The sequence below is a fragment of the Paraburkholderia sp. RL17-368-BIF-A genome (assembly GCF_046054045.1).
Lineage (GTDB): Bacteria > Pseudomonadota > Gammaproteobacteria > Burkholderiales > Burkholderiaceae > Paraburkholderia > Paraburkholderia graminis.
Map to the genome: position 1 here is coordinate 298,764 of NZ_JARESN010000007.1, position 15,699 is coordinate 314,462.

General features: G+C 61.4%; 15 protein-coding genes and 3 tRNA genes. 7 read left to right on the forward strand and 11 right to left on the reverse strand.

Annotation, left to right across the window (positions count from 1 at the left end; all coding sequences use genetic code 11):
- The first annotated feature begins 15 nt into the window (after positions 1 to 15).
- From rpoZ to P0D87_RS15250, 3 genes are all read left to right on the forward strand, one after another.
- The gene (rpoZ, locus tag P0D87_RS15240; RefSeq protein WP_006025620.1) at positions 16 to 219 is read left to right on the forward strand and encodes a DNA-directed RNA polymerase subunit omega; all 204 of its coding nucleotides are present in this window, start codon (positions 16 to 18) and stop codon (positions 217 to 219) included.
- A gap of 129 nt (positions 220 to 348) precedes the next feature.
- A complete protein-coding gene (locus P0D87_RS15245; RefSeq protein WP_006050177.1) occupies positions 349 to 2,712 on the forward strand; it encodes a RelA/SpoT family protein in 2,364 nt (787 codons plus the stop codon).
- A gap of 92 nt (positions 2,713 to 2,804) precedes the next feature.
- The gene (locus P0D87_RS15250; RefSeq protein ID WP_006050178.1) at positions 2,805 to 3,296 is read left to right on the forward strand and encodes a phage protein NinX family protein; all 492 of its coding nucleotides are present in this window, start codon (positions 2,805 to 2,807) and stop codon (positions 3,294 to 3,296) included.
- A 132-nt stretch (positions 3,297 to 3,428) separates the two neighbouring features.
- On the opposite strand, the gene P0D87_RS15255 is transcribed toward P0D87_RS15250, so the two are convergent.
- Both P0D87_RS15255 and P0D87_RS15260 read right to left on the reverse strand, forming a co-directional pair.
- A tRNA-Arg gene (locus tag P0D87_RS15255) sits at positions 3,429 to 3,505 on the reverse strand.
- 69 nt (positions 3,506 to 3,574) lie between these two features.
- Positions 3,575 to 3,651 (reverse strand) — tRNA-Arg (locus P0D87_RS15260).
- A gap of 120 nt (positions 3,652 to 3,771) precedes the next feature.
- On the opposite strand from P0D87_RS15260, the gene greB reads away from it, so the two are divergent.
- Positions 3,772 to 4,341 (forward strand): transcription elongation factor GreB, encoded by a 570-nt coding sequence (gene greB, locus P0D87_RS15265; protein WP_029967984.1) that lies wholly within the window; start codon positions 3,772 to 3,774, stop codon positions 4,339 to 4,341.
- Between the two features lie 126 nt (positions 4,342 to 4,467).
- On the opposite strand, the gene P0D87_RS15270 is transcribed toward greB, so the two are convergent.
- On the reverse strand, positions 4,468 to 5,613 hold the full coding sequence (locus tag P0D87_RS15270) for a porin (protein WP_006050180.1): 1,146 nt from the start codon (positions 5,611 to 5,613) through the stop codon (positions 4,468 to 4,470).
- 538 nt (positions 5,614 to 6,151) lie between these two features.
- Positions 6,152 to 6,415: a hypothetical protein gene (locus P0D87_RS15275; protein ID WP_006050181.1), complete on the reverse strand. Its 264-nt coding sequence runs from the start codon at positions 6,413 to 6,415 to the stop codon at positions 6,152 to 6,154.
- Between the two features lie 428 nt (positions 6,416 to 6,843).
- On the opposite strand from P0D87_RS15275, the gene P0D87_RS15280 reads away from it, so the two are divergent.
- The gene (locus P0D87_RS15280) at positions 6,844 to 7,047 is read left to right on the forward strand and encodes a cold-shock protein (protein WP_006050182.1); all 204 of its coding nucleotides are present in this window, start codon (positions 6,844 to 6,846) and stop codon (positions 7,045 to 7,047) included.
- Between the two features lie 191 nt (positions 7,048 to 7,238).
- The gene (locus tag P0D87_RS15285; RefSeq protein WP_029967980.1) at positions 7,239 to 8,393 is read left to right on the forward strand and encodes an exonuclease domain-containing protein; all 1,155 of its coding nucleotides are present in this window, start codon (positions 7,239 to 7,241) and stop codon (positions 8,391 to 8,393) included.
- 91 nt (positions 8,394 to 8,484) lie between these two features.
- On the opposite strand, the gene P0D87_RS15290 is transcribed toward P0D87_RS15285, so the two are convergent.
- Both P0D87_RS15290 and P0D87_RS15295 read right to left on the reverse strand, forming a co-directional pair.
- Entirely contained in the window at positions 8,485 to 9,081 is a 597-nt protein-coding gene (locus P0D87_RS15290) for a chorismate mutase (protein WP_006050184.1), read from the reverse strand.
- Between the two features lie 277 nt (positions 9,082 to 9,358).
- Positions 9,359 to 9,508: a hypothetical protein gene (locus P0D87_RS15295; RefSeq protein ID WP_006050185.1), complete on the reverse strand. Its 150-nt coding sequence runs from the start codon at positions 9,506 to 9,508 to the stop codon at positions 9,359 to 9,361.
- Between the two features lie 675 nt (positions 9,509 to 10,183).
- On the opposite strand from P0D87_RS15295, the gene P0D87_RS15300 reads away from it, so the two are divergent.
- Positions 10,184 to 10,384 (forward strand): hypothetical protein, encoded by a 201-nt coding sequence (locus P0D87_RS15300; RefSeq protein WP_171800576.1) that lies wholly within the window; start codon positions 10,184 to 10,186, stop codon positions 10,382 to 10,384.
- Between the two features lie 125 nt (positions 10,385 to 10,509).
- Here P0D87_RS15300 and P0D87_RS15305 read toward each other — a convergent pair.
- From P0D87_RS15305 to pepN, 5 genes are all read right to left on the reverse strand, one after another.
- Positions 10,510 to 10,585 (reverse strand) — tRNA-Thr (locus P0D87_RS15305).
- A 54-nt stretch (positions 10,586 to 10,639) separates the two neighbouring features.
- Positions 10,640 to 11,656: a class 1 fructose-bisphosphatase gene (locus P0D87_RS15310; RefSeq protein ID WP_006050187.1), complete on the reverse strand. Its 1,017-nt coding sequence runs from the start codon at positions 11,654 to 11,656 to the stop codon at positions 10,640 to 10,642.
- Positions 11,657 to 11,821: 165 nt separating this feature from the next.
- Positions 11,822 to 12,277 (reverse strand): HigA family addiction module antitoxin, encoded by a 456-nt coding sequence (locus P0D87_RS15315; protein WP_053858626.1) that lies wholly within the window; start codon positions 12,275 to 12,277, stop codon positions 11,822 to 11,824.
- Between the two features lie 16 nt (positions 12,278 to 12,293).
- Positions 12,294 to 12,575, reverse strand: coding sequence for a type II toxin-antitoxin system RelE/ParE family toxin (locus P0D87_RS15320; protein WP_053859082.1), 282 nt, complete (start codon positions 12,573 to 12,575; stop codon positions 12,294 to 12,296).
- A gap of 197 nt (positions 12,576 to 12,772) precedes the next feature.
- On the reverse strand, positions 12,773 to 15,478 hold the full coding sequence (gene pepN / locus P0D87_RS15325) for an aminopeptidase N (protein ID WP_053858625.1): 2,706 nt from the start codon (positions 15,476 to 15,478) through the stop codon (positions 12,773 to 12,775).
- Positions 15,479 to 15,699: the final 221 nt, after the last annotated feature.

Consider the following 15,699-nt stretch of genomic DNA (forward strand, 5'->3'; position numbering starts at 1 on the left):
GAGAAGGAACCCAACATGGCCCGCATTACCGTCGAAGACTGTCTCAAACAGATCCCGAACCGTTTCGAACTCGCGCTTGCCGCGACCTATCGCGCGCGTCAGCTCGCTCAAGGTCACACGCCGAAGATCGAAAGCCGCGACAAGCCCACGGTCGTCGCGCTGCGCGAGATCGCTGCCGGCCAGGTCGGTGTCGAAATGCTGAAGAAGGTGCCGGTTTAAGGCGCGCTTTCCCCGCTTCTGATTATTGATTCGCCACATGTTTCTGGCGCGTTTTCCAGTCACACCTGCTTTACCTGATTGCATCAACGTGCAGACCGGCGTCCACTCCTAACCGCTACGGAGGCGAACATGAGCACCACCCCGCCCACCGCCACGGAAGCGGAGCACGACGCCGATTCACCTTCGTCCGCACGCAAGTACATCGACGCGGTCCTCGAACAGTCGTTTCGCCATCTGTTCGGCCCGACCGCCACGCCGGAGCAACCGCGCCGGCATGACGTCGTTTCCATTGCCAAGCTGACGTCCGCTTTGTCCGGCTATCTGCAGCCGGAGGAAATCAAGGACGTCAAGGCGGCCTTCCATTTCAGCGACGAAGCTCACCTCGGCCAGTATCGCCAGAGCGGCGAGCCTTACATCACGCATCCGGTTGCCGTCGCGGAAATCTGCGCCGGCTGGAATCTGGACGGCCAGGCCATCATGGCCGCGCTGCTGCATGACGTGATGGAAGACCAGGGCGTGACCAAGGCCGAGCTCGCCGAGCGTTTCGGCGCGAAGGTCGCTGAACTGGTCGACGGTTTGTCGAAACTCGACAAGATGGAGTTTCGCAATCGCGAGGAAGCGCAGGCGGAAAACTTCCGCAAGATGCTGCTCGCAATGGCGCGCGACGTCCGCGTGATTCTGGTCAAGCTCGCCGACCGGCTGCACAACATGCGCACGCTCGGCGCGGTGCCGCCGGAAAAGCGCCGCCGCGTGGCGCGCGAAACGCTCGATATTTACGCGCCGATTGCACACCGGCTCGGTCTGAACAATACGTATCGCGAGCTGCAAGACCTGAGCTTTGCGAACTTCAATCCGCATCGGTACGCCACGCTCGAAAAAGCCGTCAAGGCCGCGCGCGGCAACCGGCGCGAAGTGGTCGGGAAGATTCTGGAATCGGTGCAGCGCGCCATCGCCGACGCGAAGATCGACGCGGAAGTCACCGGCCGCGAGAAAACCATCTTCAGCATCTATAAGAAGATGCGCGACAAGCAGTTGTCGTTCTCGCAGGTGCTGGATGTGTACGGCTTTCGCGTGGTGGTCGACAGCGCGCTCGAGTGCTACACCTGCATCGGCGCGCTGCATGCGTTGTACAAGCCCGTGCCGGGCAAGTTCAAGGACTACATCGCCATTCCGAAGGTGAACGGCTATCAGTCGCTGCACACCACGCTCGTCGGCCCGTTCGGCGCGCCGATCGAGTTTCAGGTGCGCACGCGCAAGATGCACGAAATCGCCGAAGCCGGCGTGGCCGCGCACTGGCTGTACAAGAACGGCAGCGCCGATCTCAACGACGTGCAAAAGCGCGCGCACCAGTGGCTGAAGTCGCTGCTCGACATTCAGAGCGAAGCCGGCGATTCGAGCGAATTCCTCGAACACGTCAAGATCGATCTGTTTCCGGATGCGGTCTACGTGTTCACGCCGAAGTCGAAAATCATGGCGCTGCCGCGCGGCGCCACCGCGCTCGACTTCGCGTATTCGATCCACAGCGACCTGGGCAACCAGTGCGTCGCGGTCAAGATCAACAACGAATTGCTGCCGCTGCGCACGGAGTTGAAGAGCGGCGACATCGTCGAAGTCATTACGGCGCCGTATTCGAAGCCGAATCCCGCGTGGCTCGGTTTCGTGCGCACCGGCAAGGCGCGCTCGGCGATTCGCCATTATCTGAAGACGATGCGCCTGAACGAATCGGTGCAGCTTGGCGAGCGCCTCGTCGATCAGGCGCTGAAGGGCTACGGTCTCGCGCTGTCGGACGTGACGCCCGAGGCATGGGAAAAGCTCGTTCAGTGGACCGGCAACAAGAACGGCCAGGAAATCTTCGCGGACATCGGTCTCGGCCGGCGCGTGGCGGCGGTCATGGCCAAGCGAATCGAAGTGCTGATGAGCGGCCGCGACGCCGACGACGACTCGCGCTCCGATTCGGGCTCGGCGCCTCATGCGCCGCCAGTCGTGATCACCGGCACCGAGGGCATGTCGGTGCAACTGTCCGCGTGCTGCCGTCCGATTCCCGGCGACGACATCATGGGCTACATCGGCATCGGCCTCGGCATGGCGATCCACACCACCGACTGCCGGGTTGCCCAGCGCATTCACCGGCGCGATCCGGCGCGCTGGATCGACGTGGCCTGGGCGCCGCAGCCGGGGCGTCTGTTCGACGTCGCGGTGAAGGTGCTGGTCAAGAACACCAAGGGCGTGTTCGCCCGCGTGGCCGCGGACATTACGTCGGCGGACGCCAACATCGTGCACATCGCGATGGACGAAGATCTGTCGCAGGAATCCACGGTTCTGCGCTTCGTGATCCAGGTCAGCGACCGCGTCCATCTTGCCAACGTCATGCGCCGCGTGCGCACGAATCCCGACGTGATGCGCATTGCGCGCGAACGGCCGAGCGACGACGGGCATCATCGGCATGACGGCGGCAGCGGCATGCGGATCGAGCGCGAGCGGGCCGATTACTGATCCGGCGCGTGCTGGTGAAGCAAATGTCGTTTCTTCTGCAGGAACGCACCGGCGATAGGCGAGTCTGACCTGAAAACTCAGGGAGAACGCTGATGAAAGTAGCTGACCTAGAGGGCCTCGCACTCGACTATTGGGTGGCCCGCAGCCTGCACGACTTCGTGCGCGAAATCCAGTTCACCGACAGCGGCGAAACCGTCTCGATTCGCGGCAACGACCGCGGTCGTCCGTGGGACGGCCGCTTCACGCCGAGCAAGTCGTGGGATGCCGCGGCAGTGGTGCTGGAGCGCGCGCGTCGGATCGAAATGCGCGAACGCAGCGAAGAGGGGCCGGCACAGTGCGTCGCGGAATTCGAAGGCGGTCGCGGACCGGTGGAAGGGCGCGCGGACTCGGTGCGCGTGGCACTGCTGCGGGCGTTTGTCGAAAGCCGGTTTGGCGATAGCGTCGGCGACGTGCTGCATGAACCGCAGTTGCTGATGGGCGTTAGCGCGCGGCGCATTGCCGAGGCGACGGCGGGCGATACGTTCGAAGACGTTCCGAGCCCGGACGGGCATATCGGCGATATTCAGTCGCCGCCGCGGCCGTAAATAAGTGGGCTGCGGTGAATCGCGCCGCGGCCACGAGTGGCTGGTCGAATCGAATAATCGGAGTAAAACGGCGGCGTCGAAAAACGTCGTCGAAAAAACAAAGGGCCTTCCGATTGGAAGGCCCTTGAAAAGTGGTGCGGCTGGCAGGATTCGAACCCACGACCCCTTGGTTCGTAGCCAAGTACTCTATCCAACTGAGCTACAGCCGCACGCGAAACTGGGTGCAACAAAATTGGGTAAAACGTAAGGGCCTTCCCGGAGGAAGGCCCTCGAATAAGTGGTGCGGCTGGCAGGATTCGAACCCACGACCCCTTGGTTCGTAGCCAAGTACTCTATCCAACTGAGCTACAGCCGCACGCAGAAACGAGATTATAGCAAAGGTTTCAAAAAAGGGAAGCGTGTAACTGCGATTTGTCTCATTGCCATGATCGTGTACCCTAGTGAGGCAGTCGTTTGCTGCAGCTTATGGATCATCATGAACAAGGCCTTTGTCAAAGAGTCGAGCGAAGATAACGACGACGATCTCGACGTCGCCCAGCCGGACATCCCAGCGGGTACCAAGAACTACATCACGCCGGCGGGCTACCGCCGCATGCGCGACGAACTGCTGCATCTTATCGACGTCGAGCGGCCGGAAGTGGTCAAGCTCGTGTCGTGGGCGGCGTCGAATGGCGACCGCTCGGAGAACGGCGATTACATTTATGGCAAGCGCCGCCTGCGTGAGATTGATCGGCGCATTCGTTTTCTGACCAAGCGTCTCGACCTCGCGGAGATCGTGGACAGCAGCAAGCAGGAGAATGTCGATCAGGTCTTTTTCGGCGCCACGGTCGAATATGCGACGCAAGACGGCGACGAGCATACGGTGACGATCGTCGGTATCGACGAAGTCGATCTGGACATCGGGCACGTGAGCTGGATTTCGCCGATCGCGCGAGCGCTGCTGAAGGCGAAGGTCGGCGATACGGTGACTTTGTATACGCCTGCCGGACCGCAGCCGATCGACATACTCGACGTCAAATATCCGCCGCCCGATAACGGCGGCTAGTGTTCCATCCGGGCTGATTCCGCCGCGTCCGTCGCGTCGGTGGCCTTCGCGGCGTTCCAGGCAGGGCAGGCAATAAAAAAGGCGCCGCAAGCGGCGCCTTCCCTGTCGCGAGTCCTGTCTGCCGCTTTAGAAGCGGTGACGCAGGCCTGCCGTGACAGCGATCTGCTTGTTGTTGCTCGAAGCAGCCAGACCGTTGATGTCCGCATTAACAACCGCGTTCTCGTTGACTTGCTGGTATTCACCCTGCAGGTAGACGTCCGTGCGCTTGGACAGTGCGTATGCCGTTTGCAGGTTGAACTGGTTCCAGTGCGGACGGGTGCCGGCGAGGCTGGCGCGCGTGTACGTGTACGAACCGGCGATGCTGACAGCCGGCGTCAGAGCGTAGCGAGCGTTAGCTTCGAAGTTCTGGAAGTGCGCGCTGTCACCACCGAAGGCGACGCCGCCCGTCTGGCCCGACGCGCCTGCGCCGATGCCGGCGAGGCCCGACAGGTTCGTCTGCGAGTACACGAGGCCGACGGTCGCCGGACCGAACGCGTAGCTCGCGCCCGCGCCCCACGTCTGCTGACGGCTAGCGAAGAAGGTGTTGTCGCTCGACACTGCGCCGCCGGCGTTGAACGCCGCAGCCGCGCCCGTCGCGCCGTTGTTATTCAGTTGCAGGTACGCTGCGCCGACATTCAGGCCGCCCCAGTTGTACGATGCGCCGGCGCTGTAAGCGCGGTTGTTGGCGAAGCCGTCAGCCTGGTTCGAGAAGCCGTACAGGCCGCCGAACTTGAAGCCGCCGTAGTTCGCGCTCGTGTACTTGACCGAGTTGTTGATGCGGAACGAGTTGTTCAGGTTGTCGTTGTCGAACGGATGGGCGAACTGCGTGCCGCCGTACTGCGTGCCGGTCAATGCGAGCGGGCCGACGAAATCGACCATGCTGTCATATTGACGGCCGAGGGTCACGGCGCCGAACTGGTTGCTCGACAGACCGACGAATGCCTGACGGCCGAATTCGCGGCCGCCTTGCTTCAGCGAACCGTCATTGATGCCGAAGCCGTTTTCCAACGTGAAGATTGCCTTCAGGCCGCCGCCGAGGTCTTCAGCGCCGCGCAAGCCCCAACGGCTGCCGTTCACCGAGCCGCTGGTTTGCTGCCAGTTGCTGTGACCGTGCTGGTTGTTGGTGTACGTGATGCCGGCGTCGATCAAGCCGTACAGAGTGACGCTGCTTTGGGCGTGCGCCGCGGTGGCAAAAACGCCCGTCAGGGCTGCGACCATGAGAGTCTTTTTCATCTTGTTACTCCGAAAGCAAGAATTGGCGGTGAATGCTGCTTCGGAAAACCTTCACGCGGACGCTGCGAGAGGCGTATCCGCGAGAAGAGCGTCTGAATGCGGCGCTGTTTTCCGGTTACGCAAAGTGTAGAGAGACCGTCTAATCAATGGGCGTTTCTGTTTTCGCAATAGAGTATTACGCCGTTCGAAACGATATGTGGACGCGTTGAAAGCCCCGCCGGTTAAGGCTTTCGAGAGTACCAAGGGCTCATGCAAGGGGTGCGGAGGAATTGGCGTTGCTTATATACGACGCTTATCCGATGCGAAAAAACAACAAGAGCGGCTATGCGAAGTTATTGTTGTTGTTAATGCAATAGACGATTGTTATTTGTGTGAATAATCGGACTCGGAAATAAGCGCTATACTGAATTACCGCTTTCCGAAGCGGACTTTTTCGTTGTCGAAAAAGATCTCCAAACCTTTGTCAGCGCGACTTCCCAGTCGCGCTTTTTTTTGCGCGCTCAGAACTGCGAAGCCCGATTTGGCGCGTGACTTCCGCTCAATGCGCCGGTGCGGCGTAGTCGGTGTTCCACCGTTCGGTCGGCGTCGAGGAACTCCAGTCCTCCATGACGTAGCGCCGGGCGTCCATCGGCGACGACAGCAGGTTTTGCCAATGATCGCCGTGCCATACCGGGTCGAATTCGAGGGCCGACGAGTTCTGCCGGTCTGCTTCGGCACTGGAAGTGCGAGATGCTTGCGACGGTGATTGAGCGAAATGAGGAATGAGCCGGGCAAGAATGAGGCGGATGGTATGGAACTGCATGGCAATCTCCTGATGCGCATTACTGCAAATACATAGCTTCATGATGCGGTTCGTTCGGCGAGGCGAACAAGTCGGAGAAACACTTACCAAAGTCACAAATCGTTACAAACGTCGCGTGCATTTCGGGAAGTCTTTCTCTTTTCCTGTGCTCGCGTTAAAGGAGGAGTAAATTTGACGCGAGCGCGAGCACCCAAACGCCGGTTATTTCCGCCATTCGGCTAACTTTTCGCTTATCCAATGTCGTACTTAAGGACTATTAAAAATTCACTTGACGGTGATTCACCGCGCCCCGTATAACGGCAAAGCTGAATTCAGTAGCCGCTCCGAGTGCGCAATGCCTCCGGGATATTCCTTATGGATAAGATGGCAATGGATTGAGGCGTTGAGGGCATTGCCCGATTTGATAATTCGTTGAGGGAAACTGGAAAATGGAAACAGGTATCGTCAAATGGTTTAACGATGCTAAAGGTTTTGGCTTCATTACGTCCGATTCGGGTGGCGAAGATCTCTTTGCGCATTTCTCGGAAATTCGCAGCGAAGGCTTTAAATCGCTGAAGGAAAACCAGCGTGTATCTTTCGACGTCAAGGCCGGCCCCAAGGGCAAGCAGGCGGCGAATATCCAGCCGCTGTAAGCGGTAGTGCCGCTGCCCCGTAGCGTGCGGGGCGGGGTCCGCTGCTAAAGGCCCTCGCGATTCATCGCGGGGGCTTTTCTTTTTATTCGCTTCGGTCGGGCGTGTGGTCCCGCTGGCGCGATCTACGCACGGTCGGCGGCCGCCAACTAGTGCATACTTGGCGCAAAGTCACGCGTCCAAGCATTCTCTCCATGTCCGAACAGTTTTTGGCCGAACCGGCCTTCGCAGAGCCCATCGTCTTTGTCGATCTTGAAACCACCGGCGGCTCGACCAGCGAGCACCGCATTACCGAGGTCGGCGTCGTCGAAGTCGGGCCGGCCGGCGTCACGCGCTGGAGCAGCCTCGTCGATCCGCAGCAACCGATTCCGTCCTTCATTCAGCAGCTGACCGGCATCACGAATGCGATGGTGCGCGGCGCGCCGACATTCGACGCCATCGCGCCCGAACTCTTTGCCCGCCTGAACGGCAAACTGTTCGTCGCGCATAACGCGAGCTTCGACCGGGGTTTCTTGCGCGGCGAATTCCGGCGCGCCGGTATTTCATTCGACCCGGACGTGCTGTGCACCGTGCGCCTGTCGCGCGCGCTATTTCCGTCCGAAAAGCGTCACGGACTCGATGCGCTGGTCGAGCGTCATTCGCTCGTGCCGTCGGATCGCCACCGCGCGCTCGCCGACGCCGATCTGATCTGGCAGTTCTGGCAGCGCCTGCATGGCCTCGTGCCGCTCGACGTTTTACGGGCGCACATCGAGCGCACGACCCGGCGCTACCGGCTGGCCGGCAACATCACCGAAGATCTGCTCGACACGGCGCCTGCGGGCTGCGGCGTCTACGCGTTCTATGGAGACGACGACTTGCCGCTGTATGTCGGACGAAGCGTTCGCGTCCGTCAGCGGCTTCGCGCGCATCTGACAGGGGAGCGCCGTTCGTCGAAGGATATACGGCTTGCGCAGCAGGTTCGGCGTGTCGAATGGCGCGCGACGGGCGGCGAGCTGGGCGCAATGCTGACAGAGGCACAGTGGATTGCGGCGCTGCGGCCGGGGCACAATCGCGCGCCGCGCGTCGCCAAGAGCGATCCCATCGACGCGCCGTGGCCGTTTGTCGGGCCTGTCGTTTTCGAGGAGCGGGAACAAGCGTCAGAGGCGTGCGCTTTTCATGTTGTCGACCGCTGGTGTTATATCGGCCATGCGCCGTCGCTGGAGCAGGCGACCGAGTTGCACACGTCGCGTCTGGATAGCAGCGGCTTTGAGCTTTCGACGTATCGGATTTTGCAAAGCCATCTCGCACGCGGTTTGCGGATGACGCCGCTGACGGTCGTGAACGCGGAGCCTGTCGTGGGCGTTGCCTGACCGCTTCGCCTGCACATTCACCCGCTCGTTCCGCCCGATCGTGCAAGCCCCGCAGCGCGATCAGTCCACGCCTTCCTCCTGGCGTCCGCCGTCAGCCCGTCGCGCCGACGCCGCCGCTTTCGCACACGTGTCCAAGCGCATGAGTTAGCGCATTCGACCGGGTCGAGTCATAGCGGGTCAGCGACTTCCAGTTAGCGAGCGCTTGCGCGACGCGCGACGGACAGTCCGGCGCCGCGCGCAGCGGTTGCACGCGGGCGAGGCCGGCGACGAGCGCCTGCGTCAAGCGGTCCAACTGAGGGCGCGTGCTCGTCGCGAGGTCCGGCGCCGGTTCTTGTGGCGGCTGAGTCGCGCGCCAGTTCGCGAACAGCGCGTTTTGCACCTCTTTGCTGGCGTCTATCTGATCCTGGAAGAAAGCGCGCGCGAACGCCGGATCCACGTTGGCCGCCGCGGCTCGCTTTTCCACATCGGCGAGCAGCGCCTGTTCGCGCGGCGTGTCGGTGATCGCTTGATGGTTGGCCCACTTCCAGCGCGCCACCGGCTCGGCGAGCGCAAGGCGTTGCCACGCAAGCGCGATCACGTTGGTTAGCGCGGTATCGTCGCCATCGGCAAAGGCGGGGGCTGGCGCGAACGCGGCACAGGCGAAGAGCGCCAGCGCGCACGGCGCAGCGAAGCGAAACAATCGATTCATGGGATCAACGGTCGGCCGGGTGGCCCAGAAGGAAAAACCAGAAGAATAGACGATCTACGATCGCACAGGCGCGCTCCCGGGCGGAGCCGCTGCTGGAAGCAGAGCACAACCGATGCTCGCGCAGCGGAAGCGCGCAAGCGCAACGACAGGCGCCGGCACTACGCGGCGGCAGTCCGTCTATTGGTAGCGTCCAAACGAAAGCGATCGGGGAGCGCGCGAGCCACCAGACCTCATGCACGAGACACGAAGACCGCTGCTGCGTTGCGCCACTGCACAGTTACTTTGCGTCGCACGACTTACGTTGTTCGTCGAAAAAGGCGCGCACGTGCTCCGGCAGTTCCGCACCCAAAAATTCGACGCCGACAGGTTCCGGATCCGGGCTGAAAACTTTGTCCGGGGTCGGAATCTTCGGTGGTTTGGCATCCATGATCTTTCTCCTTTACAAACTCATTATTCCCTCGGGCCCCGATTAGCACCAGTGCCCGATTAACATCACGCGTTCTTTGTTGCTTTAACGGCACAGCGCACCATTTCAGCAGAGTCTTCTGATTAAATTTATAGGTTCGCAGCTTGTGTTGTTCTGTGGGCTTGCGTACGTTCAGCGCATCAATTCATCGGTAGATTCCCTGGCGCCTTGTCAGGCGGGCCGCCCAAGCACTGCCGCCTCTCGGTCTCGCGAGTCCGCTCCTGTTCATTCCGGGTATTCCCCGATTCAAAGCTTCTTGTGCGCCGCCGCATCGGAATCGTTTTCCGCACTAAAAGGCGAACGTTCGTTTATTACCGAGCCGGACCTTATATCGCGAGAAAGCTTTACCTCTTTGTAAACGAGCGACGTGTCGCGCCGTTGACGATCTACGGCCTCTTTTTTCAAACGCGACTTAAGACTTTTTAGGAGTTTCACTGAATGGTTCAAGCATTCGGCCGGCGTTGCATTCCAGCTCGCGCATTTCGCGACAAAACATCATCGCTCGATGACAACGCCGGCAGCCGCGATCCTGGCTTCTATGATGTGAAGACGTATCGTCAACCGAGAGTGCGTTGGGCAACGGACGCGCGTCTGCCGATGCGGAAGATGGTCGTCTTCGCCTTCAGAGAGTGGGTCATGGAAAACGCTGTGTACTGGAAGGGACGTCAGGTTGGCATCGAATGCGACGGCCGCATCTCGTGGTTTCCGTCGGCGCCGCAGGAAGCGGTCGCTGCGTATTGCGGCGACGAACGCAGCAACGTCGAGCAGGGCGTCGCGACAAACGATTCCGTCGTCGCGCGCAACCTCGTCACGATCGCGCGCTTGCACGGCGACTGAGCGGACTTTTGCGGATAGCCAAAGCCAACTAGTAACCGCAGACGCGTGTTGTCCCAACCTCGATAAACGCATCGCCAAAACAAAAAGCCCAGTCGCGAGGACTGGGCTTTTTGCTTGAATCTTGATGGTGCCGGAAAGAGGAATCGAACCCCCGACCTTCGCATTACGAATGCGCTGCTCTACCGTCTGAGCTATTCCGGCATCAGGAGAAGCGAGATTATAGGGACTTCTTTATTGGCTTGGCAAGCCCCTCGGTCAATTTTTTGTTTCGAGATGGTAGCGGGTCACGCGGTCCACTTCGTTCTTCGAGCCGAGGAACACCGCGACGCGCTCATGCAGGCTCTTCGGCTGAATATCGAGAATGCGTTTCTCGCCATTGGTCGCGGCGCCGCCTGCCTGTTCGACGATAAACGCCATCGGGTTCGCTTCGTACATCAGACGCAGCTTGCCCGGCTTGTCCGGCGTGCGCTTGTCGGCCGGGTACATGAAGATGCCGCCGCGGTTCAGGATACGATGCACGTCCGCGACCATCGACGCGATCCAGCGCATATTGAAGTCGCTTTGACGCGGACCTTCCTTGCCTTGCTTCAATTCGCCGATGTACTGCTCGACGGGCGGATACCAGTGCCGCTCGTTCGACGCGTTAATCGCATATTCGCGCGTCTCGACCGGAATGCGCATGTCGCTTTGCGTAAGCACCCATGAACCGAGCTCGCGGTCGAGCGTGAAGCAGTTCACACCGTTGCCGGTGGTCAGTACCAGCACCGTTTGCGGCCCATACACCGCGTAACCCGCGGCGACCTGCTGCGTGCCCGGCTGCAGGAACGACTGCTCGGTAGGCTGCTGGCCGTCCGGGCAGCGCAGCACTGAAAAGATGGTGCCGATCGACACGTTCACGTCGATGTTCGACGAGCCGTCGAGCGGATCGAACACGAGGAGATATTCGCCCTTCGGATAGTTCGCGGGAATAGGGAAGAACTGCTCCATTTCCTCCGATGCCATGCCTGCCAGGTTGCCGCCCCATTCATTCGCTTCGAGCAGGATCTCGTTTGACAGAATATCGAGCTTCTTCTGTACTTCGCCCTGCACGTTCTCGCTGCCCGCGGTGCCGAGCGCATCGCCCAACGCGCCCTTGCTGACGTGATAGCTGATCGCCTTGCATGCCCGCGCGACAACTTCGATCAAAAGGCGCAGATCGGCCGGCAGGTTATTGGTTTCCCGCTGCTGCTCGATCAGGTACTTCGTGAGAGTGGTACGACGTTGCAAGGACATTGCTGTACTCCAGGAGGCTTGAGGAATATCCGGATTTTAACCGCTCGGTGTGTCTGCCCCGTGCTTTTGCTGTGGGCGGAGAGATGAAAAACGCGCGCGACGCGGCCAGTGAGCAGCAACGAGCATAACCGGCGGCCAAAGCACAACCCAAACCACAACCGGCGGTCAGCCTTTGCGCCGGACCTTGCCCGCCGTGGCGCTGCCGCTCACGCTCGCTGCGAGCGCCGCGGCGCGCGCATGTTCCGCGGAAACCTTGGGGAGCTTCGGGCGATCGGCCTTCGGCATGGGTTCGATCTCGCGTTCGATCTGCGCGCCCGCCGCAGCCGTGGCGACGCGCAGGTCGTAGGCGATTTGCAGATTGAGCCAGAACTGCGCGCTCGCGCCGAAGTAGCGCTCGAGCCGCAGCGCGGTGTCAGCCGAGATCGCGCGCTTGCCACGCACCACGTCGTTGATGCGCGGTGCCGGTACGCGCAACGCAAGCGCGAGCGCATTGACGGACATGCCGAGCGGTTCGAGGAATTCGCTGCGCAAAATCTCCCCCGGATGGATTTCCTCGATGCTGTCTCCGGTGTCGATGCCGGAGAAATCGGTACTGTCCAGATCGGAGCGTTTGATGACCATGTCGGTCTCCCAATAATCAGTGATAGTCGACAATCTCAACATTCAGCGCCTCGCCCTCGATAAAGTGAAAACAGATGCGCCATTGCGCATTGATCCGGATGCTCCACTGCCCGCTGCGCTGCCCCTGCAATGCTTCGAGCCGGTTGCCGGGCGGCGCATGCAAACTATGGACGGTGTCCGCGGCGTCGATCATCAGGAGCTTGCGATACGCGAGCGCCTGGATATGACGCGGCAGCGCATGCACGAACCTGCCCTGAAAAATTCTTGCCGTAGCCTTGTCGCCAAATGTTGTGATCATGGGAATGATATAACGCATCGCGTTAAACGTAAACCGTTAATTGAATGCGTTTACTTTCCCTCAATGCGGCGCTTAAGAACAGTCGGCCAAATGGCTAACGTCGACGTGAACCTGCCACCGGGTCGTCGCAACCCAAGGGCGAAAAAAAGCCGGCAACGCGTGCCGGCTTTCGGGGTTGAGAACCGCTCAAACGCGCATCATGCGAGCGCCTTCTCGACGATTTCGCGCACGTCGCGCGACTTCACTTGCGACGCCACTTTCTCCAGCGCCGCACGCATGCCTTCGCGCAGCGTCGGCGTGAAGCGGCGCCACAATTCGAGCGAGCGTGCGAGGCGGGCGGCCACTTGCGGATTGATTGCGTCGAGCGCGATCACCTGGTCGGCCCAGAACGCGTAGCCCGAGCCGTCTTGCGCATGGAACTGCGCGGGGTTGGCCGCGCAGAAGCTGAAGATCAGCGAGCGCGCGCGGTTCGGGTTTTTCAGATTGAAGGCGGGATGCGTCATCAGCTTGCGCACGATTTCGATCACGGGCCGCTGCGCACTGCCGCGCTGCGTGGCCTGCAACGCAAACCACTTGTCGATCACGAGCGGCTCTTTCTCGAAACGCCGGTAGAAGTCGTCGAGCGCATGTTGAGCCTCGGCGCTGCCGCCATTGGCCGCTGCGGCGTTGAGCAGCGCGGACAAGGCCGCGGCGCGGTCGGTCATGTTGTTCGCGGCCTCGTATTGCGCCGACGCGAGCCGCACGGCTTCCGCCGGATCGTCGAGCTCGGTCAGATACGAGAGCGCGAGATTCTTCAGAGCGCGATGTCCGGCCGCGGCCGGCGTGGCTTCGTACGGACCCGCCGTGCGATGCTTCTCGTAAATGCTCAGCCATTCGCCCTTGAGCGCATTCGCGAGACGCTTGCGCACGAACTGCCGCGCCGCATGCACGGCCGCCGGATTCGACTCCGTCATCTGCTCGGCCAGATAGGCCTCCGACGGCAGCATCAGCGCGAGTTCGCGGAACGCCGGCGACAGCGATTCGTCCGTGAGCACGCGTGCGAACGCGGCGACCACCGAGTCGTCGAGTTGCAGTTGCGCGCCGTTCGCCGCCTGTCCGGCGAGCGTCAGCAACTCGCGCGTGGCAAGGCGTTGGCCGGCTTCCCAGCGGTTGAACGGATCGCTGTCGTGCGCGAGCAGGAACGCGAGCTGTTCGGCCGGATAATCGTATTCGACGATCACCGGCGCCGAGAAATTACGCAGCAGCGACGGCAACGGCTCGTCTTCGACATTGACGAACGTGAACGTCTGCTCGGTCTGCGTCAATTCGAGCACGCGCGTGGTCGAGTCGGAAGCGCGCGCTTCGCCTTCGAGTTGCAGCGGCAGATCGTTGCCGTCCTTGCCGATCAGGCCGATGGCGAACGGAATCAGCAGTGGTCCCTTCTGCGTTTCGCGCGCGGCCGGCGCGGCGTCGCCATAACCCTGCGTGAGCGTCACGCTGTAGCGCCGCGCCGCCGCGTCGTAACGGGTGCGCACCGACACGCGCGGCGTGCCCGCCTGGCTGTACCAGCGCTCGAACTGCGCGAGGTCGCGGCCGTTAGCGTCGGCGAGCGCATGACGGAAATCGTCGCACGTCACGGCCTGGCCGTCGTGACGCTTGAAGTACAGGTCCATGCCCTTGCGAAAACCGTCGCGGCCGAACAGCGTCTGATACATCCGCACGACTTCCGAGCCTTTTTCGTAGACGGTCATCGTGTAGAAGTTGTTGATCTCGACGTAGCTTTCCGGGCGCACCGGGTGAGCCATCGGGCCGGCGTCTTCGGCGAACTGCATCTGGCGCAGCACGCGCACGTCTTCAATGCGCTTGGTGGCGCGCGCCGCTTCGTCGCCGCTGCTAGTCAGTCCGGCGGCCATGTCGGCGGAGAATTCCTGATCGCGGAACACGGTCAGCCCTTCCTTCAGGCTCAACTGGAACCAGTCGCGGCAGGTTACGCGGTTGCCGGTCCAGTTATGGAAATACTCGTGGCCGACCACCGCCTCGATGTTCGCGAAGTCCGTGTCGGTCGCCGTTTCGGGGTTCGCCAGCACGTACTTCGTGTTGAAAATGTTGAGCCCCTTGTTTTCCATCGCGCCCATGTTGAAGTCGCTCACCGCGACGATCATGAAGCGGTCGAGATCGAGTTCGAGGCCGAAGCGCTGTTCGTCCCAGCGGATCGAATTGATCAGCGAATCCATCGCGTGACGGGTCTTGTCGAGATCGTGCGGCTCGACCCACACCTGCAGCAGCTTTTCCTTGCCCGAGCCGGTTTTCACACGCTCTTCGAGCGCAACGAGCTTGCCGGCGACAAGCGCGAACAGATAGCTCGGCTTCCTGAACGGATCTTCCCAGCGCGCGAAATGACGGCCGTCCGGCAGATCGCCTTCCTCGAGCAGATTGCCGTTCGACAGCAGCACCGGATAATCGGCCTTGCTGGCTCGCAGCGTGACCGTGTAGGTCGACATCACGTCCGGCCGGTCGAGGAAATAGGTGATGCGCCGAAAGCCCTCGGCCTCGCACTGCGTAAAGAAGTTTCCGCTCGACACATACAGGCCCGAGAGCGTCGTATTCGCCGCCGGATTGCAGATGCTGGTGAGCGTGAGCTCGAAGCTGTCGGGCACGTTGTCGAGCACCAGCCCGTGCTCGTGCGGATGCGCGTTGGCGAACGGCTGACCGTCGAGCGTCGCGCCGACGAACTCCAGTTGTTCGCCCATCAGTTCGAGATGCGGCGCGCGCGCGGCGTCCGGGTTGCGGCGCACGCGCATCGTGTTCTTCACGACCGTGCGTTCGGGCAGCAGATCGAACTCGAGCGCGACGGTGTCGATCAGAAAAGCGGGCGGCGCATAATCGGCGCGGCGGATCACATTGGGCGTTGCGGTATCGGCCATGGCGTTCTGTAGTGATGGGACTCGAGCGGCCGGCGCACGAAGACACGCGAGCCGGGCTTGTCGAGCCATTGTACAAAGCCTCGGGCAATCGTGCGGCGCGCGCTTTTCAGATAGCCGTTCGGCCGATGCGCGCTCGGACGCGCGCACCGCTCTTGCTCACGCTCAAGCTCCTACGGCGTGGGAGCGGAACGGCGCGGCGCGATCGACGGTCATACGTACAA